Genomic DNA, 23,537 nt, shown 5'->3' on the forward strand with positions numbered 1-23,537 from the left:
GCAGGAGGCAATTTTCAACTTTAAGCAAGCTTCGTTCCTCACAATGGCGAATTTGTTAAGGAGTCGCTACATTAATGATGTCTGCAAAAACACCTGCTGCGGTTACTTCTGCTCCGGCGCCCGGACCTTTTACCACCATCGGACGGAACTTATATCTATCAGTTACGAAGGAGATAATATTATCTGCGCCAGAAAGTGCATAGAAAGGATGATCGTCACCCACCATTTGCAAGCTAATTTCTACCTTTCCATTTTCTAACTTGCCAATATAACGCAACACTTTATTATCGCCAGCCGCTGTATTTTTTAAGTTTTCGAAATAAGCACTATTGTTTTTAAGCTCTTGATAAAACTCTTCTACAGTTGCCGCTTTTAAACAGGCGTCAGGTAAAATATTGTCAATTTTTACATCGGTAGATTCCAATGGATAACCCGCATCACGAGCTAAAATTAGCATTTTGCGCATGAAATCCATTCCGTTCAAATCGTCACGAGGATCGGGTTCGGTGTAACCTAAATCTTGCGCTTCCTTAACAATATCATAGAATTCTTTATCTCCTTTAAAGCTATTGAAAATAAAGGAGATCGTTCCTGAAAGGATAGCTTCGATTTTATCAATCCTGTCGCCGCTCATCATCAGATTTTTTAACGTTCCAATGATCGGCAAGCCAGCTCCCACGTTAGTTTCGTAATAGAAATCTACACCGTGCCTTTTTGCGGTATCTTTAAATAATTTATACTGTGCAAACTCCGCTGAGTTTCCTTTTTTATTACAAGCAACAATGGAAATGCTGCTTTCAAAAATTTCTTTATAAAATGGAATTGGCGCCTCGCTTGCGGTATTGTCCACGAAAACACTATTGGCCAAATTAAGCGACTGCATCCGCAACACAAATTCTGATAAATTAGCTTGCTCGCCTTTTTCATCTAAAACGCTTTCCCAGTCGTTAAGGTCAATACCGTTAGCGTCAAAAACCATTTTACGGGTATTGGCAATGCCAACTACTTTAACCTGTAAGTCGTTTTTCTCAGCTAAAAACTGGCTTTGTTCCTTAATTTGTTTAAACATTGTTTTGCCAATGTTTCCAGTACCTAAACAATATACATTCAAGGTGCGTTTCAAATCAGTATAGAAAGCATCGTGAACGGCATTTAACGACTTTGCCAAATCATCTTTTCCTATAATGACAGAAATATTGTACTCCGACGAACCTTGTGCAATAGCCCTTACATTGACGCCATTTCTGCCCAAAGCGTTAAATAACCTACCACTCATTCCGGGGGTGCGCTTCATATTTTCGCCAACGATGGCCAGCACTGCCAACTCACCTTCCACCTCAGGATAAGCCAACTTTTCTGCCGCTAATTCTAATTCAAATTCTTTATTAATTAATGTAACGGCTTTGGCGGCGTCGGATGGATTTACTGCGAACGTGATGCTATGCTCAGAAGAAGATTGTGTGATTAAGATAACATTGATTTGCTCACGCGACAATAGCGAAAACAAACGACCGCTAAATCCTGCCTTACCTACCATCCCACTACCACTCAAGTTGATGATGCTGATTTGGTTGATTGACGATATACCCTTGATAGGTAATTCAGAGGGTTTGATATTACTTCTAATGAAAGTTCCAGCAAATTCAGGCTCGAAAGTATTTTTGATGACCAATGGAATCTTCTTGGCAAAAGCCGGAACCATAGTCGGCGGATAAATCACTTTAGCACCGAAATAGCTCAATTCCATCGCTTCGATGTAGCTCAGTTCGTCCAATGAAAAAGCTTTTTTAACGATCCGTGGATCGGCGGTCATCATACCGTTCACGTCGGTCCAAATTTCTATTTCCGAAACGTTTAAAGCAGCTCCCCAAATTGCTGCGGTATAGTCGGATCCCCCGCGTCCTAAGGTAGTAATTTGGTTGTCTTTATTGCTAGCGATAAATCCAGTGACAAATAATACCTTGTCTTCGTGTTGTTCGTGAAATTCCTTGATCAGTGCATCTGTAAAATCAAAATCAACCCTGGCGTTACCAAAATTACTATCGGTTTTAATCAGTTTAGAGCCATCAACATACAAAGCATTTTCAAAATATTGTGTAGCAATGTGCGCTACCATCACATTAGAACATCTTTCGCCAAAACTCACGATAAAATCCTTAGTGCGCAAGCTAAGCTCCTTTAAGCTCGCTACTGCTTGTAGTGCATCCTCTAATTCATTAAAGTGTATTTTGAGTTTGGTTAAGATAGGATTTTGCGCAGCGGCGGGCAATAAAGCCTTTACCACTTCAAAGTGCTTTTTTTCGATGGTTTGAATTTGCTCCTGATAACTTTCGCCTTTTTCGGCAAGTTCTGCCATTTCTAGAAGAAGGTTGGTCACTCCGCTCATTGCCGATAATACAACTACCGGGTTGGCATTTTTTCTTTCTTCTTGTACTAGTTTCAGAAGGGTTTTAATGTTTTCGGTGGTACCTACGGATGTACCGCCAAATTTTAGGACTTTCATTGTTTTAGGGTTATGTAGTTTATTTAAAAAAAAAGCGTCCCGATTTGCTATCGGGACGCTTTCTGTGTTTTTTATCTTTTTTCAATGTTACACAAGGTTGCTCCCGATAGCTTTGCCGCCGGTAATAATAATTGTGGTAATAATTGAATGGTTAAAGTGCATTGTTGAATTGTTGGTGTATTTTGTACACCGCAAAGAAGAATATTATTTTTTACAATTGCAAATGTTCCTGTGAAAATATTTAAATTTTTATCAACTAGATTTACAAAATTCATCTCAAAATACCTTTCATCTTATAATTTTGATAAAAAAAGGCTAATGCAATAGCATATATCTAAATTTCTTTCTCGAAACAAATGCTGTTTTCAACGCCAATGTATTGTCCGTAATTAGAAATTACTTGGTAGCCATTTTTGCGATAAAGCGCTAAAGCATCAGGCTGGCGAGCACTAGTTTCCAACACGCACTTTTTGTAATCTAATTCCTTTGCCCATTTTTCCAACTCTTTTAGCAGCATGCTGGCCGTACCTTTTCCACGGTAATTTGGCAAGGTGAACATCCGCTTTACTTCCATAGCCGTATTCGAAAACTGCTTAATGGCTCCGCAAGCTATCGGCCTATCATTATCATAAATTAATACAACATGGTTGATTTTATCGATTTTGTTGAACTGTGCATAGAATGCGTCATCGCTTCCATTGATCCGAGATAATTCCGCATCCAAATGTCTAACTAATTCAACGAAGTCGGGATCTGTAGAATCGGTTCTTTTAATGGAGAATGTCATGGTTTAAATTATTTATCCAAAGATAAACTTAAAATAACCATCAATTTTAAATTTTAAGACTAGTGCCAATTTTAGCCTGCCGCCGCCAAACCTTAATCTCAGCCAAAGATGATAATGAACCAAAAAACCTGTTTTAGCCAAAATTAGATAGGCGTATTAGCCAAGTGATAAATTTAGTTGAGCTGTTTCAACATCGTTTTCCTTTTAAAGAATTGTTGAAAGGAACTTAGCTTTTTCTTAGTACTTTTGCGCCAACAAAACCAATGTAACTCTGATAACGACTTATTATTAAGATGAATGTTTTGATATGATCCTAAACATCATAACAGCATCATCACAAAGCAAAAAATAAAAATGATGAAAAACACCGCTTTAACCGAAAAACACATCTCCCTTGGAGCTAAAATGGTTCCCTTTGCTGGATACAATATGCCAGTACAGTATGAAGGAATTAATGCTGAACATGCCACTGTTCGTAATGCGGTAGGTGTTTTTGACGTTAGTCACATGGGCGAATTCATCCTAAAAGGAGAAAATGCTCTTGACTTAATTCAACGTGTAACAAGCAATGATGCTTCAAAGCTTTACGACGGCAAAATTCAATATTCTTGCTTACCAAATGAAGATGGCGGCATTGTAGATGACCTTTTGGTTTATCGTATTGATGAGAAAAGCTACATGCTAGTAGTAAATGCATCCAACATTGAAAAAGATTGGAACTGGATCCAAAAATTTAATGATAAGGGTGTTGAAATGCACAACACCTCCGATCAAACATCACTGTTAGCTGTGCAAGGCCCTAAAGCTGCAGATGCGCTACAGGCATTAACCGATATGGACTTGGCATCAATGGAATATTACACTTTCAAAAAAGGAAAGTTTGCTGGCGTTGATAATGTTTTAGTATCAGCTACAGGTTATACTGGTGCTGGAGGTTTTGAGGTTTATTTCGAAAATCAATACGCTGATCAAATTTGGGACGCTATTTTTAAAGCAGGAGCTGAGTTTGGCATAAAACCAATTGGCTTGGGTGCTCGTGATACTTTGCGCTTGGAAATGGGATTTTGCTTATACGGAAATGACATCGATGATACCACTTCACCTATCGAGGCTGGCTTAGGTTGGGTAACAAAATTCACCAAAGATTTCACCAACTCGGCGGCTTTACTTGCACAGAAAGAAGCTGGCGTTAGCTGCAAATTAATAGGTTTCGAAATGATAGACAGAGGCATTCCTCGGCACGATTATGTAGTGGTAGATGCGGAGGGAAATCAAATTGGTAAAGTTACTTCTGGAACACAGTCGCCATCCTTACAAAAAGCGATAGGCATGGCTTATGTAGCTAAAGAATTTGCGAAAGAAGGCACTGAAATCTTCATCGACATTAGAAACAATAAAGTAAAAGCAAAGGTGGTAAAGTTCCCTTTTCTTAAGAAATAAATATGAGATTTGCGTATTGCGTATAGAGACACCTCTGCATGCGCAATACGCAATACGCAATACTCCATAAAATGCCTAAAATAGAAGTTTGTTTGACGCCCGCCCTCTTAGATTTGTATGCTATAGAAAATAGCATTGTTGTTGTTATTGATATACTCAGAGCGACATCTTCTATCACTTATGGCATTGATAATGGCGCAGAGGCTATCATTCCCGTAATGGACGTGGAAGATTGCCTGAAATATGCTGACAAAGGATTTTTATTAGCTGCAGAGCGTAACGGAGAGGTGGTAGCAGGCTATGATTTCGGTAACTCTCCGTTTTCCTACACTGCTGAAAAAGTAGCTGGAAAAACTGTGGTTTTAACTACTACCAATGGCACCAAGGCCATGCATTTGGCTCAGGAAAGAGCACACAAAGTGATTGTAGGATCGTTCCTTAATCTGGCTGCTATTTGTGCTTATCTTCAAAAAGAAAATAAAGACGCACTGCTGCTTTGTGCCGGCTGGAAAGACAACTTTAATTTAGAAGACACTCTATTTGCAGGAGCCGTTGTAGCGCAATTACAAGAAAGTTTCACCTTAGGAGATGATGCCAGCGTGGCAGCTTTGGACATGTATCAATTAGCGAAAAACGATTTAAGGGGCTACTTAAAAAAATCATCGCACAGCCATCGATTAGTAAAACTTAACATTGAAGATGATGTTCAATTTTGCTTAAAGCTGGATATATGCAACACCATTCCAGTTTTGGAAGGCGAAAAACTGGTTGCTTTATCACACTGATAACAACCTAAGTGCCCTGTGCTTTTAACAATTCCTTAAAACTCTCGCTACTTTTGATGGTTTTTAATGCCTCTTCATAAGCGAGCCAATAAATAATTTCAGCTTTTTTAGTATCAAAGGTATTAATTTCGCCCATACCTTTAGGTTCAATCATCAAGTTGCAAAACTTTGATTTACGCTCCATATCATGATTAACCGACATAATCGCTGCTCTTTGCATTAGCCTGGTGATACCCACAATTTTTTCAACAGGTTTAAGGTGGTTACAAGTTGATCCGATGATGTAATCGCACTCACCCAACAGCGGCTCTACTGGAAAATTATTTAATACTCCTCCGTCCACATGCATTTCGCCGTGAATCATGATGGGTTTAAATACGCCCGGAATGCAGCAAGATGCGTGGATAGCCCTTACTAAAGGCCCTTTCGTGAAATACTCCACCATCCCCTGGCTAAAATTTGTTGTGCAAATGCTCATCGGAATTTTCAAATCCTCAATGTGTGCAGGCAAATATTCTTTAAAAATATCTCCCGTACGTTCGATGTTAATTAAGCCAAGCGATCCCAATGCTGGACGAACGAACTTGAGAAGTTTGGTTTTCATGAAAATATTAAAGGCATCTTCGGGGTCTATACCCGCGGCATAAAATGAGCCAGCAATAGAGCCGGCACTGGTGCCAACAATATGACTGAATTTGATGCCCGTTTTTTGTAGTGCTTTAAGTATGCCCAAGTGAGCAATACCTCTAATTCCGCCGCCGCTTAATACAATGCCGACTTTCATTTCTTTAATATGATGATTTAAAAATGGGATGATTAGCTAATTATGGTATTAGCCTATTATCTTTTCAATTTAGGTTTGTATTTAGATTGTGTTAGAATTTTTTGCGCATCACTCTCGTTCATCAATTGCTGCAAAGTGACTTTAGGATTTTCCTCCATGTACTTCCTAACGATCTGCCAGCCAGTCCAAACGCCTAATTTTGGTGCAGACAATCTATTTTCGCCAAGTCCAGGTGTAAATGGCCCTTCGCTAAGATACACCTGAATTTTAGGATAATCTGTTTCAAACAGTAGGTTATTTTCCAAATAGTAGCCCCAAATATCGCCCTCATAAGTTTTACACCATTCTAACTGCTGATTTGTGTAACCAATTTTCACACTATCTGGCGTTTGTTCAGGCAAAATTTGATCCATAAAATATAAAATCTTACCGTTGTAAATCATTTTAGATAACAGGCTTCGGTCTTCGTCTAGCTCCTTGAATAAATTTTCCCTCACGTAATATTCGCTTGCTCTAGGTACAATATATTCCGGCGTAAATCTTCTGGATAAATACAGCGGAATACTGTGCACCAAGGCACCATAAAACTTGCTGTCTTGTCCCAAAAACATATCTAAACCAATTCCTACATAATCATCACCAATTGGTGTTTGATAAGAAAATCCCGACAGGAAACCAATAAAGCGTGGTACCTGAGTCTTTGGATAGTAGTACTTGATGTATTTAAAAGTTTCCGACAGGTCCGCCTCTACTTTAGTCAAATTCGGAAAAACACTATCCACTTCATGATTAAGATCTGTGTACGCTTTGTCGTCATACAACCCTTTTAGCACTGCCAGTCTGGTGAAACTTTCGTTACCCACCATTTTGAAAATAAAGTCCTCATAAAAAGCGCCATATTTTTGGTGCAACAAACTGTCTGTGTACGCCAAGTCCTTTCCTTTTCCAGCGTATAAATCTTTATCAAATCTTTCAATTTTGATAGCTACTTTAATTTGGCTTACATCTGGTCTTTTGCCCGACTTACAGGAAAAAAATACGACCGCACACAGAAAAAATAAATAACTTTGGCGGATTGCTTTTAAGTATTTCATCATCGATAGCAAATATATAAAAGCAAGCTGAAACCTTTGCAATATGCTTTGGTTTGATTTTTGACAATGTATCAGAATTAATCATTTTCTCCAGAAAGCGCCGCCAACGGTGTGCACTTTCAAGAGAATAACAACACATAAATCATGAAAAAAACACTATTCTTACTCTCTTTCTTGGCCATTTTTATTTTCAGCGATGCCAATGCCCAGCTTCGCTTGGGGTTAACAGCACATCCAAATTTTGGCTTCTTAAAGGTAGAAAACGGAAAAAGCAATGGTATTAGCACCGGATTTACCTACGGATTAATGAGCGATAACGAGTTCGAAGAAAATTACTGTTTCTCTACAGGTCTTTTAATTACTACCATCAACGGTTCAGGCGCTATTATCAACTATGCGCCTTACCACACGGGTACGGCTACCACGGATTACGATGTAAAGTTTAAAATGCAGTACATTCAAATCCCATTGAGCATTAAGCTTAAAACCGACGAACAAAATGACATGAAATGGTTTGGCCAATTTGGCTTAACAACAGATTTTAGAATCAGTGCCAAACAAGATGTACAACGTGCCAACCAAACCATTGCCGATAATGTTAACGCTAGTGATTACACCAAGTTTTTTAGGGCGGGAATGATCATTGGTGGTGGCGCCGAATATCGCCTAAGCGGCAAAACAAGTTTAATGGGTGGGTTAACCTATAACAACGGACTAACTAACATTGGCAAAAAAGACCAAACCATTAAGAACCATTACGTGGCCATCAATTTTGGCGTTTTCTTTTAAGCAACCTACTAGCACGATACAAAGATGAAAATTGCATTAGCACAGCTCAACTATCACATTGGTAATTTCGAAAGCAATACTCAAAAAATTATATCAAACATTGATTTAGCGAAAGCCAAGGGAGCAGATATAGTAGTATTTGCCGAATTAGCTATTTGCGGCTATCCGCCACGTGATTTTTTGGAGTTCGAAGATTTTATTTCACTTTGTGACCAAGCTGCGCAACATATTGCAACGCATTGCGTAGACATTGCCTGTATTGTGGGTTTACCTATTAAAAACCCAGTTGTTGAGGGAAAAGACCTTTATAATGCAGCTTATTTTATTGCGGATGGCAAAGTACAGCAAATAGTTAAAAAAGCATTACTTCCAACTTACGATGTATTTGACGAGTACAGATATTTTGAACCGAATACGTTATTTGACTGTGTTGAATACAAGGGAAAGAAAATTGCTTTAACAATTTGCGAAGATTTATGGAACATCAACGATAATCCGCTTTATGTTTCTTGCCCGATGGACGAGTTGATCAAGCAACAGCCCCATTTGATGATCAACATTGCTGCTTCCCCTTTTGATTATGGCCATGATGAAGATCGTATCAAAGTACTTTCAGATAATGCCAAAAAATACCAGCTACCTTTGTTTTATGTAAACCAAGTGGGTGCGCAAACAGAGATTATTTTTGATGGCGGCTCTTTAGTTTTCGATGAAGAAGGATCGCTTAAAGCAGAGATGAAGTACTTTGAGGAAGATTTGCAGGTGTTTGATTTAGAAGAAGTACAAAACGTAAAAAACAAGTATCCCGCTGCTAATAGGAGCACCGATATCGAGCAAATCCACGATGCGCTAGTTTTGGGCATAAAAGACTACTTTGCTAAATCTGGATTCAAAAAAGCGGTGTTAGGACTTTCTGGCGGGATTGACTCAGCGGTAGTTTGTGCGTTGGCCTGTAAAGCCCTAGGTGCAGAGAATGTAATGGCGGTATTAATGCCTTCCAAATATTCTACAGACCACTCGGTACAAGACGCCTTGGATTTAGTAAACAACATAGGCTGTAAACACGAAATTATACCTATTAAGGAAGCTGCAGATGCTTTCGATAGCATGTTAGCAAAACCGTTTGAAGGCTTGCCGTTTAACCTAGCTGAAGAAAACATTCAGGCGAGGTGTAGGGGCATTGTAGTAATGGCGATGTCGAACAAATTTGGCTACATTTTGCTTAACACCTCCAACAAAAGCGAATGCGCCGTAGGGTACGGAACTTTATACGGCGACATGTGCGGCGCCATTAGCGTAATTGGCGATGTGTACAAAACACAAGTATTCAAACTGGCTAAATACCTTAATAAAGATGGGGAAATCATCCCAATTAATACCATAGTAAAACCACCATCTGCTGAGTTAAGGCCTGATCAAAAAGATTCAGATTCGCTACCTGAATACGATGAATTGGATGCAATTTTATACCAACACATTGAACTTAAAAAGGGATCGAAAGAAATTATTGCACAAGGTTTTGATGAAGCTTTGGTAAAACGCATTTTACGCATGGTTAACCTGGCAGAGTTTAAACGCTACCAAACACCACCTATCTTAAGAGTTTCACCAAAAGCTTTCGGAATGGGCCGCCGTATGCCAATTGTTGGCAAGTACATGGACTAGGCTTATTTTTCGCTCAGCTTAATTTCATAGAGCTTTGGCCATTTTTTGCCGGTAACAAAAAGGCGTTTATTTACGGTATCATAGGCAATTCCGTTTAAGACGTTATTTCCTATTTCGTACTCATCCTTAAAGAAATTTTTGGGTACTAACTTGCTTAAGTCAAGCTCAGCCTCCACTAGTCCGCTTATCGGATCTATTCGGATAATTTTATTGGTAGTATACACATTGGCGTAAATCTTTCCTTCGATATACTCCAGCTCATTTAAACTCTCCACCGGGCCGTTGTTATCGTAAACCTCAATGTAGCTTTCTTCTTTGTAGCTTTGGGCATTCAATTTCCAAATACGGTTAGTGCCATCACTCTTTAGTAGATTTTTACCATCAAAAGTTAAGCCCCAACCTTCGTTGCTGCTCTGGTAAGGAAATGTAGCCTGTTGCTCTAAGGTTGCCGCGTCAAAAACCAAACCCACGTTATCCTGCCAAGTGAGTACAACAATTTTGTTCCCTACCTGAACACTTCCTTCGCCAAAGTATTGTGGTTTTAGCGGAACCGATTTAATGGCTTTACCGGTATTCAAGTTAACGTAAGCGAGCTTCGAAAAACCTTTTCTGCCGGTACTTTCCAATAAATTCCCATTAACGAAATTTAACCCCTGAGTATAGGACGATGTATCATGAGGAAAGGTACCTACCACAGTGTATTTTAACTTTAGTGGCTTCTTATCAGTGGTAAGTATAATGTTATTAGTTATGGTATCTATTTTATCTCCGCTTTTAACAATAGCCGTTATTAAACGATAGCCCAAAGGCAATTGTTGCGTATCCATCACCACGGCATCTTTACCGTTTTTTTCTGCAAATGGCTTACCATCCACCAAATAGCTAACAGTTTTTACTTCTAATTGCTCTGGGATGTCTAATTCTATTTTAACCGACTTACCTGCATGAAAACTCTCGCCCTGCAAAGGATTTTTAAAGGTGACATAATTGGCTACTTTATTATTGCAGGCGATTTGAAACAAACTTACAGTAAGCAATAGTGCCATTGTAATTTTACTGGTACGGCCAAAAAGCATCTTCAATGTGATTGATTTTAAATTGTTTGTCTTTGGTTAAAATTACTGCAATAATATCGAACCTTATTTCCCCCTGATGGTCCATAATTTCAATATAAGCTTCCGATGCTAACTCTAATTGTTTTTGCTTAGCTACACTCACAAAATCTTCGGGCATGCCAAAAGCTACAGAACTGCGTGTTTTAACTTCTATAAAGATAATGGTATTTGATTTAAACGCAATAATGTCCACCTCACATTTACCATGAGTCCAATTTTCATCTAAAATTTCGTAGCCTTGTTGTAATAGAAATTGTACCGCAGCACTTTCACCCGCTTTTCCTATATCATTGTGAATTGCCATAATAAGTTAAAAGTAGAAAGTCAAAAGTAGAAAGATAATTGTCCAGAAAAAAGGGGCAACCCGTTTACTTTCCCGCGATTAACCACCGTTCTTATTTCACAATCACCGATCCTAAGAACTTAGATATTACCCTTTCAATGTTCTTTACCTGCATGTATCGGCCTTGCAACGCCTCCAAATTAACTTCGTCATGTTCTTCCTTCATTTGGTTCATCAAATCAGTGAGCATCTTATCTACTTTACGCTTTTTCAGGTGGTATAAACCGCCCAATACTGCCGATTTGATATTCTGCGCCTCATCTTTAACGTAAATCTGATGTTTCTGCAGCCAATTTTCGCTCAACTGATATGGAGATGTGGTTAACGTGATGGCCAAATTCGAAATTTCTGCATCCTTATGTCTTAAAAAATAATTATACGTAGGCAGTTCTCCTAGTTCCGATTGGCTAATGTAATCGTCAACAATGCGTTTGCAAAGCTCATTATCGAAGCTCACATCACTTAAATTCTGAATAATGAACGACCCGACATGCATTTCACCGATTTGTTCCCAATTCACCATTTCGTGTCCAAATAGTAACAATAGTCGGATAATCTCCTGCTCTTGCAATAAGTCGGAACTTACTTGTTGTACCGGAATTGCCGCCTCTGGCGCTGGCCCTCCCTCTGCAAAAAGGTCATCAGGCGGCATATCAGGATGGCTCTGACTACTAGTCCTTGGCGCCGGTGCCGACTTTTTACTTTTAGCAACTTTGATGGCATTTAGCTCCGTAAGTAACACACGTTCTTCTATCTCCAACAAGTGGCTACACTCTCGTATAAATACCGAAGCTTTAATGTTATCAGGGATTTTCGCAATACTTTCAACAATATCTCTGATAATTCCGGCTCGCTTTATTGGATCTTTACCCGCCTCTGCCAATAAAATGTTGGCTTTGTAAAGAATAAAATCCTGACGCTGCTCTTCAATGTAGGTTTTGAAAGCACCCGCCCCCACTTTGTGCATGTAAGAATCTGGATCATCACCTTCGGGGAAAGAAACTACTTTTACGTTTAGTCCTTCCTCCAAAATCATGTCCAAACCACGTAACGAAGCTTTTATTCCAGCGGCATCTCCATCGTATAAAATGGTAACATTTTGCGTAAATCTGCTGATCAGCTTAATTTGCTCGATGGTTAAAGAAGTACCCGATGACGCTACCACATTTTCGATGTAGGCTTGATGTACAGCCAGCACATCGGCATAGCCTTCAACTAAGTAACAATTGTCTTGATCTCGGATTGCCTTTTTTGCATGGTACAAACCATACAATACGTTAGACTTGTGATAGATATCGCTCTCTGGAGAGTTAACGTATTTTGGAACGTTTTTATCAGTTTTTAACGTACGCCCGCCAAAACCTATTACTCGCCCAGTAAAATTATGGATAGGGAACATCACTCTGCCCCTAAACCTGTCGTAAAGTTTGCCTTTGTCGTTGCGTATAGCTAAGCCAGTTTTTTCGAGATACTCTTCCGCATGCTGATTCTTGATGGCTTGTTGAGTGAGTGCATCCCAAACATCAGGAGAGTAACCTAGGTTGAATTTTTTAATGATATCTTCCCTAAAGCCGCGTTCCTTGAAATAGCTCAAGCCAATCGCCTTTCCATCATCGCTATTCCAAAGTTGATCTTCGAAAAAATTGGCTGCAAATTGTGAAACGATGTAAAGGCTTTCCCGAGCACTGTTTAGCTCAATGTTTTCTTTGCTTTCAATCGTTTCTTCAACCTCGATGTTGTATTTGTTCGCAAGATATTTGAGTGCCTCTGGATAGGAGTACTTCTCGTGATCCATTACGAAGCGCACCGAATCACCAGCTACGCCACAACCAAAGCACTTATAAATCCCTTTATTTACAGAAACGTGGAAGGAAGGCGTTTTTTCGCCGTGAAAAGGGCAGTTACCGATTAAGCTTGTACCACGTTTTTTAAGATGCACGAAATCGCCCACCACCTCCTCAATTCGTGCTGTTTCCTTAATTTTTTCAATGGTCTCGGCTGTAATCATATTCCGCTAAATCTTTCCGTGCTATCGGTAGGCTAAAATAGGATTCAAATTTAGCAATTTATTTAGCACCTCAGTTACTGTGTTAGCACGATGAGGTTTATTTTAGCTTGCAATGATGCGCAATTCCAAATTTGTTTGAGATTTGTTGAGGATATTCATTAACCGCAACGTATTGAAGATTGCGGAGATAAACAAGCAAAAAAGAACTTAAAAAGTTAAGGTAATACGATTTCCAAATGTATAAGCTAATGTTTACTAGATTCTTCGCTGCGCTCAGAATGACAAAGTTCCAGTTAATGCAAAAGTTCATTAATTAACCGCAAAGTAATGAAGACCGCAAAGATAAACAAGCAAAGAGAACGTAAAAGGCTAAGGCAACACGAATTCCCAACGTATAAGTGAGTGTTTACTAGATTCTTCGCTGCGCTCAGAATGACAAAGTCCGCTGTTAATGCCAAGTCCATTAATTAACCGCAAAGTATTGAAGACCGCAGAAGAAAATAGGAACCAGGTTAGGCCGCTACAAACTAGCCTAACAATCGGCAACAACATTCCCAATAACGCACACGGCCTCTTGGCATCGTGACGCGAAGGCCGATCAGGGCGGTAGCACTCGCAAAAACCTTGCACCAACAAGCAAAATGGAGAAGCGCAGCGGCTCATTTTGCGCAAACAAGCACTGATTGAGCCGCAGCTAGACGAGGCTAAGCAGCCTTGAACTTTTGGTTCTTTTGGTTCAAGCCAAAAGAACGTAAAAGAACTAAAAAAGTTAACGCAACACGAATTCCCAACGTATAAGCGGATGTTTACCAGATTCTTCGCTTCGCTCAGAATGACAGAGTGCCTATCACTGCAAAAGTCTATTTATTAACCGCAAAGAATGAAAGATCGCAGAGGAAAATAGGAACCAGGTTAGGCCGCTTAAAACTGGCCTAATAATCGGCAACAACCTTCCCAAGAACGCACACGGCCTCTTAGCATCGTGAAGCGAAGGCCAATCAGGGCGGTAGCACTTGCGAAAACCTTGCACCAACAAGCAAAATGGAGAAGCGCAGCGGCTCATTTTGCGCAAACAAGCACTGATTGAGCCGCAGCAAGACGAGGCTAAGCAGCCTTGAACTTTTGGTTCTTTTGGTTCAAGCCAAAAGAACGTAAAAGAACTAAAAAGTTAACGCAACACGAATTCCCAACGTATAAGAGAATGTTTACTAGATTCTTCGCTGCGCTCAGAATGACAGAGTTCCAGTTAATGCAAAAGTTCATTAATTAACCGCAAAGAATGAAAGATCGCAGAGGAAAATAGGAACCACTTTAGGCCGCTACAAACTAGCCTAACAATCGGCAATCACAGTCCCAAGAACGCACACGGCCTCTTGGCATCGTGAAGCGAAGGCCAATCAGGGCGGTAGCACTTGCGAAAACCTTGCACCAACAAGCAAAATGCAGAAGCGCAGCGGCTGCTCATTTTGCGCAAACAAGCACTGATTGAGCCGCAGCAAGACGAGGCTAAGCAGCCTTGAACTTTTGGTTCTTTTGGTTCAAGCCAAAAGAACGTAAAAGAACTAAAAAGTTAACGCAACACGAATTCATCACGTATAGGAGAATGTTCACTAGATTCTTCGCTGCGCTCAGAATGACAGAGTGCCTATCACTGCAAAATTCTATTTATCGACCGCAAAGAATGAAAGACCGCAGAGGAAAATAGCTGCCAAAAGAACGAAGAATACTACTTAATAAACGAAACCATCTGCTCCGCTACAAACTGATTACCTTTATCATTCAAATGCACTTTATCAGAAGTTAATACTCCTTTTTCCAAATCCTCTGCATTGTTCTTTTCCTCGTAAGCTACAAATGCCTTTCTTAAATCACAAAGTGGAATATTGTTTTTAGCAGCTAATTCCCTAATACCTTCCGCATATTTATCCAATTCAGCATCAAGCTGATTAGCATTAGCTTTTTTCTCTCCGATAACCGATGGCGTACAAAGCACCAACTTGCTTCCATTCGCTCTTATTTTATCAATTAAAGCCTGATAAAACTTAATATATTTTGGATAATCAGTTCCCGTTCCAGCGCCCAATTTATGCCAAACATCATTTATCCCAACGTAAATAAACACTAAATCAGGTTTTTTAGCTAATACATCATCTTCTAACCGCAAGTACAAGTCGTAAACTTTATTGCCTCCTATACCAGCCCCCATCAGCTCAAACTTATTAGTATCTACCTGTTTTTTTAACAGATTAATATATCCATTGCCTTGTACACCCGCTTGAGTAATTGAATCGCCAAAAAATATCACTCGTTTTCTGTTAGATTTCATAGCAAATAGAGAAAGTGCAGCTAAAGCCACAACAAATAGTTTTAAGGTTGTTTTCATGTTTAATTTTTGTACAGCTAATTTAATTGTTTACCCGTAAATATCAACATGGTTAATTATTTTCTATCTTTGTTAAAAAACACCCCCGCTCGTTCATGAAACTATCAATTAAGTTACTACTATCCATCTTATTAACCATAGGTTTTATAAATTTCGGCTTTGCTCAAGTTCAAAAAAAATCCCGCTACAACGCAATTGTAACTATGCTTGATAAGCAAAAGGTAAGGGGCCAAATTACGATCATCAATGATACTGCTTTGACTTTGTTGGACAAGAGAAGTGTTGTTAAATATATAGCATACCCAAATATAACTAGCATTAAGGTATTTAAATCTCATAAAGATATTGGATATGCAATTGCTACAGGCGCATTAGCGGCAGGAACTATTGTAACTGCACAGTCTATTGAGGATGCTAATACAGCACTTTTGGTGGGCGTTGGTGGTACAACCGCAGTGGTTGCTTTGAGTATGATTTTACATGGAGCAATACATGGCGCAGAAGTGAAGATGAGAGCAGATAAAGAAAAAATCGATTACAAAAGTGTTTCTGCTAAGTTGGGCAAATACGTAAATCAGTAAACAAATTTACGGTCTATCGTAACTGACCCTCAATTAAATTCAGGGCGATGGAAGGACTTGTGTTGTAACTGAGGTTAACCTATTGCTTTCCTTTTCCCAACTGATAGTCTTTATGTATCACCAAAAAACTTGCTCTTTCCTCTTTCTTTAAGGGATAATCCCAATTACCTTGATAAGTGATTTTTGTTGGCAATTTTACCTCGTCGAAGTAACTCATTTCAATGTTCATTTGCACATCAAAATCAAACAGCAGATTACTGTATTTCATATCTACATAACGCCCTAAAATTTCAAAGTTGCGTTTGTCAAATATCGTGACCAACTCTTTGATCATGATTCCATCTTTTGTCCAGCTAGATAAATCTGGTTTAACAGATACCTTAAAGCGATAAACCGGAATAGAATCCAGATAAGTACCACTATAAAATGTATAGTCGTAATATTGGCGCATGTTGGCGGTAAATATTTCCGTTTTACTTCCAATAAATGGGATCCCCTTAATTGGCCTTCCGGGATTAAAAATCAAGGTCTTGAGCTTGTCCTTGTACCCTTCGTTACCACCCTTCTTTTCCTTTGAGTTTGATGGCGCAGCATTAGGAACAAAGTCGGTATTGTAGGCATTCATGAAAATATAATCAAACATCTCGACGGTATACAGCTGGTACTTTCCGTTCTTCTTGTAAACCTTCCCATTATCTTCCTTCGCCAAATATTCCATTTTATAGGGGCCGTCGTTATTATGCTTTATTTTTCGATAAATTTTCCCATCAACTTTGTTTTTTTTATCATAAGTATACACCCTATTTTCAGCAATGAAAGTATACTTTTTCATGTTGCGAAATGCCTGATAAAAACTGGTATCGTTGATAATGGCATCTATAAATGTTTCGACGTTTAAACGTTTCGCCTTAATATTTACTACCGAATCGAGGGTAATTGTTTTTATCGTATCTGGATTAAAACGCGGTATTTGCTGAGCGTTGGCGCTAACAAAAAATAAAATTGACAGTAATACGAAACTAAATTTCTTCATTATAGAAGTGATACTTAAGAATGTGGTAAGCTGTAAATTGGTAGTACCAAAAAACTAACTTCTAAATAACAAAACAACCACTTAATTGCCCAATTGTTTCAAGGCGATGTAAGCCATTAACCCAGTAGAGGTTTTAAGGGCGTCTTCATCGATATCAAAATTTGGTGTGTGTACCGAGTGACAGGTATCCTTTTTCACGTTACCCGTACCTAGGCGATAAAAACAAGCATCAGTTACTTGCGAATAGTACGCAAAATCTTCGGCTGCCATCCAAATATCTAAATCCACTACATTATCCTTACCGAGATAATCTTCAGCAAAAGTTCTGGCATTAGCCGTAAGTTTCTCTTCGTTAATTAAAAAAGGATAACCCCTGTGGATATCGAAATGACAGCTCCCTCCCATGCTTTCTGCAATACCTTCAGCCATTTTTTTCATCAAACGATGTGCTTCGTCACGCCAAGTTTCATTTAAGGTTCTAAAGGTACCTTCCAACTTCACTTCGTTAGGAATTACATTAGTAGCGCCATTGGCAATTACTTTTCCAAATGAAAGTACCGAAGGCAAACGTGGATCTGCATTTCTGCTCACTATTTGTTGTAAAGCGACAATGATATGCGAAGTGATCAACACCGGATCGATATTTTGGTGCGGCTGCGCACCGTGGCCGCCTTTACCAGTAACGGTTACGTAAAGTTCATCCGTTGATGCCATGTAAATTCCCGATCTGAAACCCACTTTTCCGCTTTCTATCAAAGGCATTACGTGTTGCCCCACAATAGCCTGTGGAGTTGGATTTTGCAGCACGCCCTCTTTAATCATAATACTTGCACCACCGGGCAAAATTTCTTCGGCAGGTTGAAAAATAAGCTTTATAATACCAGCAAATTCATCTTTCAATTGATTGAGGATGTAAGCCGTACCCAACAATGAAGAAGTGTGCACATCATGTCCGCAGGCATGCATTACACCCGGTTTTTTAGATTTATAGGGTTTGTCATCGTTTGCTTCGTTTATCGGCAAAGCATCCATATCACCACGCAAAGCAATTACCTGATCAGAATCTCCGCTACCTTTAATTAGACCTACAACGCCAGTGTTAGCCATTTCCGTAAATGGAATTCCCCAAGCGCTTAGCTTATCCTTCACAAATTTAGACGTTTCAAATTCCTGAAAGGAAAGCTCCGGATTGGCATGTAAATGCTGGCGGAAACCAACTACTTCGTTAAAAATTTGATTAGCTAAGGCTTGTACTTTTTGTTTCATGTTTTGGTTGTTGTTGAAAGGTTGGAATGTTGTTGAAAGGTTGAAAAGTTGGAAAGTTGAAAGGTTGGAATGTTGAAAGTTACTTATTCGATTATTCAAAATTCAATCACTCAATCATTAGTATTCTTTATTACTCTAAAATAGGTGCGTTGATTTTCTCTCTAAAGATAAACAAGGTTGGGTAACTGGCCTTTAATTCATTAAGAAATTTTTGTGCCTCCAAGCGAGTTCGATAATCACCTACCCGTAAAAAATAATTGGGCTCTTTATAGGTGATATATGTATTTAGCTTCGGATATTCGGCCTTGAAATTAGCCTGCTGTGCAAAAACTTCGCGTCTATCAGCGCCGTAATAAATTTGCACTCGATAGCCCATGGAAGACACAACGGCGGAGCTAGCAGGGTTGTTTACGGTTGGCTTGGCTTTATTAAGTTCAATGCGTTTCGCAATGAGGCTATCAATCAATGGATCTTTTACCACGATTACTTCTCCTTTGGTTTGTGCAAAAGTGGCATAACTTATCAAAACAGCAATTATAGTAAGTAATCCTTTCATTAGCTTAAATATTTCTCGGCATATACAAATTGGCTTCTATAATAACGAGAATGTTTCCTTTGGGTTTGCAAAAATCGGGATTATTGCTGGGCTATGCAAATGTTTGGAAGATAAGCATATCCTGCTAACTCGCTTATAGCGATGAAATGGATTGTATTGATAGTATTTTAAGGATATGGAACGCTTCTTTAACGCTACAGCCGACTATTTTAACGCTTCATTTTGTTATTTTAATGATCCAGCGCATTAGTTTAAGGATGCGATGAATAAGTTTAATGCTCGGACGGGCTTAGTTAACGCTCCGTCGCATTAATTTAATGCTCCGTTGCGCTTCGGAAGCAGAACGTTGCGCTTCGGAAGCGCAAAGTTGCAGTCTAAAAGCGGAAATTTGCGCTCCGGAAGCAGAACCGAGCGATAAACAAGCGGAACCGAGCACTTCAGAAGCGCAACGGAGCGTTAAATAAGTGTTCTTGACAGCAAAAAGCCCCAATTGCTTTAAACAACTGGGGCTTGATTATTTTAAACTTACGAAGTTTTTGAAACTTCGTAAGTTTCCGCATTATGCATTTGCACCGTGGCAGTTTTTGAACTTTTTGCCACTTCCGCAAGGGCAAGGTTCATTTCTGCCAATGGTTGCTTCTTTTCTAATTGGCTGCAAAGGCTGAGGTTCGCGGGTGTCGCCTACTAAATCCAAATCGGAATGTTGGTCGCCGTACTCCTGCTTAGTAGTTTGCAACTTAGGCTGAGGCTTTGGCGCCACCGCTTCTCTTACATGCTCAGGCTCCTGCTGCACAGGAATACCACCTTTAAACAAGAAGCTCACCACTTCTTTGTTCACCACGCTTAACATGCCCTTGAACAAGTTAAATGCTTCCATTTTGTAGATGATCAAAGGATCTTTCTGCTCATAAACCGCATTTTGTACCGATTGCTTCAACTCATCCATTTCGCGTAAATGCTCTTTCCAACTATCATCAATTAAAGCTAAGATGATGGTTTTCTCGAAAGCTTTGGTGATTTCCTTACCATTGTTTTCAATCGCTTTCTTCAACTCAACTGGCACTTGAATATGGCGCATGCCATCAGTAAATGGCACTACAATTTGCTCAATTACATCACCCCTATCCGCAAATACTTGTTTTAATACCGGCATTGCTTGGTTAACCACCGCTTCCGATTTACGGATGTAGAAATTGGTCACCTCTTCAAACAATTTATCGGTTAAGTCGTGTATTTTTTTGCTGTTGAACTCTTGCTCCGAAATTTCGGTATCAACGGAGAAGTTCCTAATCACTTCCAGCTTGAAGCCTTCGTAGTTAGTGCTCTCTTTGTATTCAGTCACAATATCCTCGGCTACGTCGAAAATCATGTTGTTCATGTCAACATCTAAACGGTCGCCAAACAAAGCATTTCTACGTTTAGCGTAAATTACTGTACGCTGCGAGTTCATTACATCGTCGTACTCTAGTAAACGTTTACGTACACCGAAGTTATTTTCCTCTACTTTCTTCTGCGCTCTTTCGATAGAGTTGGTAATCATAGAATGTTGGATCACCTCACCCTCTTCGATACCCATACGCACCATGATGTTAGAGATACGCTCCGAACCGAATAAACGCATTAAGTTATCTTCTAACGATACGAAGAACTGAGAAGTTCCTGGGTCACCCTGACGACCAGCACGACCACGCAACTGCCTGTCTACACGACGAGACTCGTGACGCTCTGTACCAATAATGGCCAAACCTCCAGCTTCTTTTACACCTGGACCTAACTTGATATCCGTACCACGACCAGCCATGTTAGTAGCGATGGTTACCTGACCTGGTTGACCTGCTTCAGCCACAATATCAGCCTCTCTTTGGTGCATTTTAGCATTTAACACATTGTGTTTGATGCCACGGAGTTTCAACATGCGGCTTAATAGCTCTGAAATTTCAACCGATGTAGTACCTACCAATACTGGACGGCCTGCTTCCGTTAACTTCACAATCTCTTCTGCTACGGCATTGTATTTTTCTCTTACGGTACGATACACGTAATCTTGCGCATCAATTCTAGAGATTTTTCTGTTAGTAGGAATTTCTACCACATCTAACTTATAGATCGACCAAAACTCGCCAGCCTCTGTAGTTGCTGTACCCGTCATACCGCAAAGTTTGTGGTACATACGGAAGTAGTTCTGCAACGTAATGGTAGCGTAAGTTTGTGAAGCATCTTCTACTTTCACATTCTCTTTGGCCTCAATAGCTTGGTGCAAACCATCCGAGTAACGGCGGCCTTCCATGATACGACCAGTTTGCTCATCAACAATCTTTACCTTACCTTCATCAATGATGTATTCAACATCTTTTTCAAATAAGGTATAAGCTTTTAATAACTGATTGATAGAGTGTACGCGTTCTGCTTTTACAGAGTAATCACGCATTAAAGCATCTTTTTGAGCAATTTTCTCTTCGCTGCTTAAGCTCGATTTTTCGATTTCAGCAATTTCAGTACCTACATCTGGCAATACGAAGAAACTTGGATCTTCACCAGTTTGGGTAATCAATTCAATCCCTTTTTCAGTTAGCTCTACCTGATTGTTTTTCTCGTCAATATGGAAATACAATTCGGCATCAACCTTAGGCATGTTCTTAGATTGATCTGCCATGTAGTAGTTTTCGGTTTTCAACAAAGTTTGCTTGTTGTTGCCTTCACTCAAAAACTTAATTAATGCTTTATTTTTAGGCAAACCACGGTGAGCACGCAATAAGGCTAAACCACCTTCACCTTCTTCTGTACCTACATTGCCGCTGTTGATTAAATTTTTTGCTGCATTTAAAGCCGACTGAACAAAAGTTTTTTGTGCATTCACCAAGCGCTCAATACGAGGTTTTAATTCGTGGAATTCATGCTGATCGCCAAATGGCACCGGACCAGAAATGATCAGTGGTGTACGAGCATCGTCAATCAATACTGAATCGACCTCATCCACCATAGCAAAGTGCAACTTACGTTGTACCAACTGATCTGGCGTTTGCGACATATTGTCACGCAGGTAATCAAAACCAAACTCATTATTGGTACCATAAGTGATATCCGCTAAATAAGCTTTCCTGCGCTCTTCTGAGTTAGGTTGGTGTTTATCGATACAATCTACACTTAAACCGTGGAACTCGAACAAAGGTCCGTTCCACTCGCTATCACGACGAGCTAAATAATCGTTCACGGTAACAATATGTACCCCTTGACCAGCTAAGGCATTTAAATAGGCAGGCAAAGTACTTACTAAGGTTTTACCTTCACCAGTGGCCATCTCTGCAATTTTGCCGCTGTTTAGCACCATACCACCAATCAACTGTACATCATAATGTACCATATTCCATAGTACCTCTGTACCCGACGCATCCCAACGGTTAGCCCACAAAGCTTTGTCGCCCACAATTTTAACATTGCTTTTTCTTGTGGCCAACTCCCTATCAAATGCGGTAGCAGTAACTTCTAAATTTTCGTTTTCACTTAACCTGCGTGAAGTTTCTTTTACAACTGCAAAAGCTTGAGGCAAAATTTGATGCAGTACTTTTTCCAACTCTACGTTACGCTCTTTACCTAACGCATCAACCTCATCGTATAAATTAGTTTTCTCCTGCAAAGAAAGCTCAGGGCTCTCCGCTTTTGCTTTCAAATCATTAATTTTTTGATCGATATCAGCTAAAGCAGTAGCAATAGTCGCTTTAAATTCAAGTGTCTTATTTCTTAATTCATCATTAGTTAATGATGATAACTTGGCATATTCTTCATTAATTTGAGCTACAATAGGCTGTAGCGCTTTAATGTCTCTTTCTGATTTGCTTCCAAATATCTTGGCTAAAAATCCTAACATGTTATGATTGTTTTTTTGGTCTGAAGTCGGATGTCCGAAATCAGATGATAATATATTTAATTAGTGTACGCTAGTTTTTACGATTCAAAAACTCATTTCTTTTCCGATATCGTTTTCAAACATCCGACTTTACACAACAACCAAGCCATTAATCATCATATGACAACTTGACTTTATAGTATTTTAACGGTAAACTCTCAGACTTCCGACATCGGACATCGGACTTTTAAACTAGGGGCTATTGTTTCGAGGATTTTCTACTATTGCCGAAAAAAGCGCTGGCTGGTTTACAACCCTATACTTTGAACAGCTTTTAGCAGAAATAACACCTATGGCGCTTAACTGGTTATTAGAAAGAATGAAATGAGGTAAGTCTTGCGCATCTTGAATTGCTCGTACAACCGATTGCTCGTTGCTTGTTTGTGTTTTCGCACAATATCTTTCGGTTAAATAGCGTAGCCCATCTACACGATCGACCTTAGCCAAATGCGAAAGACTAAAAAACACTAAAGATATGGTAACAAGGTGCCTCATTATTCG

General features: G+C 39.5%; 19 protein-coding genes. 5 read left to right on the forward strand and 14 right to left on the reverse strand.

Going from position 1 to position 23,537, the window contains the following annotated elements; translation table 11 throughout:
- Positions 1-55: 55 nt before the first annotated feature.
- The 3 genes from thrA to ACY2A0_RS05505 all read right to left on the reverse strand — a co-directional run bounded on the left by thrA (position 56) and on the right by ACY2A0_RS05505 (position 3,290).
- The gene (gene thrA / locus ACY2A0_RS05495) at positions 56-2,503 is read right to left on the reverse strand and encodes a bifunctional aspartate kinase/homoserine dehydrogenase I (RefSeq protein ID WP_461788553.1); all 2,448 of its coding nucleotides are present in this window, start codon (positions 2,501-2,503) and stop codon (positions 56-58) included.
- A 71-nt stretch (positions 2,504-2,574) separates the two neighbouring features.
- Positions 2,575-2,778 carry a hypothetical protein gene (locus ACY2A0_RS05500; RefSeq protein WP_461788554.1) on the reverse strand — a complete coding sequence of 68 codons (204 nt, stop codon included), beginning with the start codon at positions 2,776-2,778 and terminating at the stop codon, positions 2,575-2,577.
- 59 nt (positions 2,779-2,837) lie between these two features.
- Positions 2,838-3,290, reverse strand: coding sequence for a GNAT family N-acetyltransferase (locus ACY2A0_RS05505; RefSeq protein ID WP_461788555.1), 453 nt, complete (start codon positions 3,288-3,290; stop codon positions 2,838-2,840).
- Positions 3,291-3,647: 357 nt separating this feature from the next.
- On the opposite strand from ACY2A0_RS05505, the gene gcvT reads away from it, so the two are divergent.
- Complete coding sequence (gene gcvT, locus ACY2A0_RS05510; protein ID WP_461791036.1) at positions 3,648-4,730, forward strand: glycine cleavage system aminomethyltransferase GcvT; 1,083 nt, start codon at positions 3,648-3,650, stop codon at positions 4,728-4,730.
- Positions 4,731-4,801: 71 nt separating this feature from the next.
- On the forward strand, positions 4,802-5,515 hold the full coding sequence (locus ACY2A0_RS05515; protein ID WP_461788556.1) for a 2-phosphosulfolactate phosphatase: 714 nt from the start codon (positions 4,802-4,804) through the stop codon (positions 5,513-5,515).
- A 7-nt stretch (positions 5,516-5,522) separates the two neighbouring features.
- On the opposite strand, the gene ACY2A0_RS05520 is transcribed toward ACY2A0_RS05515, so the two are convergent.
- The gene (locus tag ACY2A0_RS05520) at positions 5,523-6,299 is read right to left on the reverse strand and encodes a patatin-like phospholipase family protein (protein ID WP_461788557.1); all 777 of its coding nucleotides are present in this window, start codon (positions 6,297-6,299) and stop codon (positions 5,523-5,525) included.
- 56 nt (positions 6,300-6,355) lie between these two features.
- Entirely contained in the window at positions 6,356-7,393 is a 1,038-nt protein-coding gene (gene gldB, locus ACY2A0_RS05525; protein ID WP_461791037.1) for a gliding motility lipoprotein GldB, read from the reverse strand.
- A gap of 144 nt (positions 7,394-7,537) precedes the next feature.
- Between gldB and ACY2A0_RS05530 the strand changes: the two genes are divergently transcribed.
- Together ACY2A0_RS05530 and ACY2A0_RS05535 are read left to right on the forward strand one after the other, a co-directional pair.
- Positions 7,538-8,182, forward strand: coding sequence for a porin family protein (locus tag ACY2A0_RS05530; protein WP_461788558.1), 645 nt, complete (start codon positions 7,538-7,540; stop codon positions 8,180-8,182).
- Positions 8,183-8,206: 24 nt separating this feature from the next.
- The gene (locus ACY2A0_RS05535) at positions 8,207-9,847 is read left to right on the forward strand and encodes an NAD+ synthase (RefSeq protein ID WP_461788559.1); all 1,641 of its coding nucleotides are present in this window, start codon (positions 8,207-8,209) and stop codon (positions 9,845-9,847) included.
- Positions 9,848-9,849: 2 nt separating this feature from the next.
- On the opposite strand, the gene ACY2A0_RS05540 is transcribed toward ACY2A0_RS05535, so the two are convergent.
- The 4 genes from ACY2A0_RS05540 to ACY2A0_RS05555 all read right to left on the reverse strand — a co-directional run bounded on the left by ACY2A0_RS05540 (position 9,850) and on the right by ACY2A0_RS05555 (position 15,696).
- Complete coding sequence (locus ACY2A0_RS05540; RefSeq protein WP_461791038.1) at positions 9,850-10,923, reverse strand: glutaminyl-peptide cyclotransferase; 1,074 nt, start codon at positions 10,921-10,923, stop codon at positions 9,850-9,852.
- Complete coding sequence (locus tag ACY2A0_RS05545; protein WP_461788560.1) at positions 10,901-11,266, reverse strand: YraN family protein; 366 nt, start codon at positions 11,264-11,266, stop codon at positions 10,901-10,903. Before ACY2A0_RS05545 ends, ACY2A0_RS05540 begins: the two co-directional genes overlap by 23 nt.
- A 91-nt stretch (positions 11,267-11,357) precedes the next feature.
- Positions 11,358-13,313, reverse strand: coding sequence for a DNA primase (gene dnaG / locus ACY2A0_RS05550; protein ID WP_461788561.1), 1,956 nt, complete (start codon positions 13,311-13,313; stop codon positions 11,358-11,360).
- Positions 13,314-15,039: 1,726 nt separating this feature from the next.
- Positions 15,040-15,696: an SGNH/GDSL hydrolase family protein gene (locus ACY2A0_RS05555; RefSeq protein WP_461788562.1), complete on the reverse strand. Its 657-nt coding sequence runs from the start codon at positions 15,694-15,696 to the stop codon at positions 15,040-15,042.
- Positions 15,697-15,791: 95 nt separating this feature from the next.
- Here ACY2A0_RS05555 and ACY2A0_RS05560 point away from each other — a divergent pair, with 95 nt between their 5' ends.
- Positions 15,792-16,277: a hypothetical protein gene (locus ACY2A0_RS05560; protein ID WP_461791284.1), complete on the forward strand. Its 486-nt coding sequence runs from the start codon at positions 15,792-15,794 to the stop codon at positions 16,275-16,277.
- 79 nt (positions 16,278-16,356) lie between these two features.
- On the opposite strand, the gene ACY2A0_RS05565 is transcribed toward ACY2A0_RS05560, so the two are convergent.
- From ACY2A0_RS05565 to ACY2A0_RS05585, 5 genes are all read right to left on the reverse strand, one after another.
- Complete coding sequence (locus tag ACY2A0_RS05565; RefSeq protein WP_461788564.1) at positions 16,357-17,310, reverse strand: hypothetical protein; 954 nt, start codon at positions 17,308-17,310, stop codon at positions 16,357-16,359.
- An 81-nt stretch (positions 17,311-17,391) separates the two neighbouring features.
- Positions 17,392-18,576: a M20 metallopeptidase family protein gene (locus ACY2A0_RS05570; RefSeq protein WP_461788565.1), complete on the reverse strand. Its 1,185-nt coding sequence runs from the start codon at positions 18,574-18,576 to the stop codon at positions 17,392-17,394.
- A gap of 130 nt (positions 18,577-18,706) precedes the next feature.
- On the reverse strand, positions 18,707-19,132 hold the full coding sequence (locus ACY2A0_RS05575) for an SPOR domain-containing protein (protein ID WP_461788566.1): 426 nt from the start codon (positions 19,130-19,132) through the stop codon (positions 18,707-18,709).
- A 559-nt stretch (positions 19,133-19,691) separates the two neighbouring features.
- The gene (secA, locus tag ACY2A0_RS05580) at positions 19,692-22,997 is read right to left on the reverse strand and encodes a preprotein translocase subunit SecA (RefSeq protein ID WP_461788567.1); all 3,306 of its coding nucleotides are present in this window, start codon (positions 22,995-22,997) and stop codon (positions 19,692-19,694) included.
- 231 nt (positions 22,998-23,228) lie between these two features.
- Positions 23,229-23,531, reverse strand: coding sequence for a hypothetical protein (locus ACY2A0_RS05585; protein ID WP_461788568.1), 303 nt, complete (start codon positions 23,529-23,531; stop codon positions 23,229-23,231).
- Between the last annotated feature and the right edge of the window lie 6 nt (positions 23,532-23,537).

The sequence above is a fragment of the Pedobacter sp. genome, from assembly GCF_965249885.1.
In the GTDB taxonomy this organism is placed as follows: Bacteria; Bacteroidota; Bacteroidia; order Sphingobacteriales; family Sphingobacteriaceae; genus Pedobacter.

Excerpts from the sequence above, each read along its gene's own strand:
- ACY2A0_RS05560 (WP_461791284.1), top strand. The coding sequence starts at position 15,792 with ATGAAACTATCAATTAAGTTACTACTATCCATCTTATTAACCATAGGT.
- secA (WP_461788567.1), bottom strand. The coding sequence starts at position 22,997 with ATGTTAGGATTTTTAGCCAAGATATTTGGAAGCAAATCAGAAAGAGAC.
- ACY2A0_RS05565 (WP_461788564.1), bottom strand. The coding sequence starts at position 17,310 with ATGAAGAAATTTAGTTTCGTATTACTGTCAATTTTATTTTTTGTTAGC.
- dnaG (WP_461788561.1), bottom strand. The coding sequence starts at position 13,313 with ATGATTACAGCCGAGACCATTGAAAAAATTAAGGAAACAGCACGAATT.
- thrA (WP_461788553.1), bottom strand. The coding sequence starts at position 2,503 with ATGAAAGTCCTAAAATTTGGCGGTACATCCGTAGGTACCACCGAAAAC.
- ACY2A0_RS05545 (WP_461788560.1), bottom strand. The coding sequence starts at position 11,266 with ATGGCAATTCACAATGATATAGGAAAAGCGGGTGAAAGTGCTGCGGTA.
- ACY2A0_RS05515 (WP_461788556.1), top strand. The coding sequence starts at position 4,802 with ATGCCTAAAATAGAAGTTTGTTTGACGCCCGCCCTCTTAGATTTGTAT.
- ACY2A0_RS05585 (WP_461788568.1), bottom strand. The coding sequence starts at position 23,531 with ATGAGGCACCTTGTTACCATATCTTTAGTGTTTTTTAGTCTTTCGCAT.
- gcvT (WP_461791036.1), top strand. The coding sequence starts at position 3,648 with ATGAAAAACACCGCTTTAACCGAAAAACACATCTCCCTTGGAGCTAAA.
- ACY2A0_RS05505 (WP_461788555.1), bottom strand. The coding sequence starts at position 3,290 with ATGACATTCTCCATTAAAAGAACCGATTCTACAGATCCCGACTTCGTT.
- ACY2A0_RS05555 (WP_461788562.1), bottom strand. The coding sequence starts at position 15,696 with ATGAAAACAACCTTAAAACTATTTGTTGTGGCTTTAGCTGCACTTTCT.
- ACY2A0_RS05540 (WP_461791038.1), bottom strand. The coding sequence starts at position 10,923 with ATGCTTTTTGGCCGTACCAGTAAAATTACAATGGCACTATTGCTTACT.
- gldB (WP_461791037.1), bottom strand. The coding sequence starts at position 7,393 with ATGAAATACTTAAAAGCAATCCGCCAAAGTTATTTATTTTTTCTGTGT.
- ACY2A0_RS05575 (WP_461788566.1), bottom strand. The coding sequence starts at position 19,132 with ATGAAAGGATTACTTACTATAATTGCTGTTTTGATAAGTTATGCCACT.
- ACY2A0_RS05570 (WP_461788565.1), bottom strand. The coding sequence starts at position 18,576 with ATGAAACAAAAAGTACAAGCCTTAGCTAATCAAATTTTTAACGAAGTA.
- ACY2A0_RS05535 (WP_461788559.1), top strand. The coding sequence starts at position 8,207 with ATGAAAATTGCATTAGCACAGCTCAACTATCACATTGGTAATTTCGAA.
- ACY2A0_RS05500 (WP_461788554.1), bottom strand. The coding sequence starts at position 2,778 with ATGAATTTTGTAAATCTAGTTGATAAAAATTTAAATATTTTCACAGGA.
- ACY2A0_RS05530 (WP_461788558.1), top strand. The coding sequence starts at position 7,538 with ATGAAAAAAACACTATTCTTACTCTCTTTCTTGGCCATTTTTATTTTC.
- ACY2A0_RS05520 (WP_461788557.1), bottom strand. The coding sequence starts at position 6,299 with ATGAAAGTCGGCATTGTATTAAGCGGCGGCGGAATTAGAGGTATTGCT.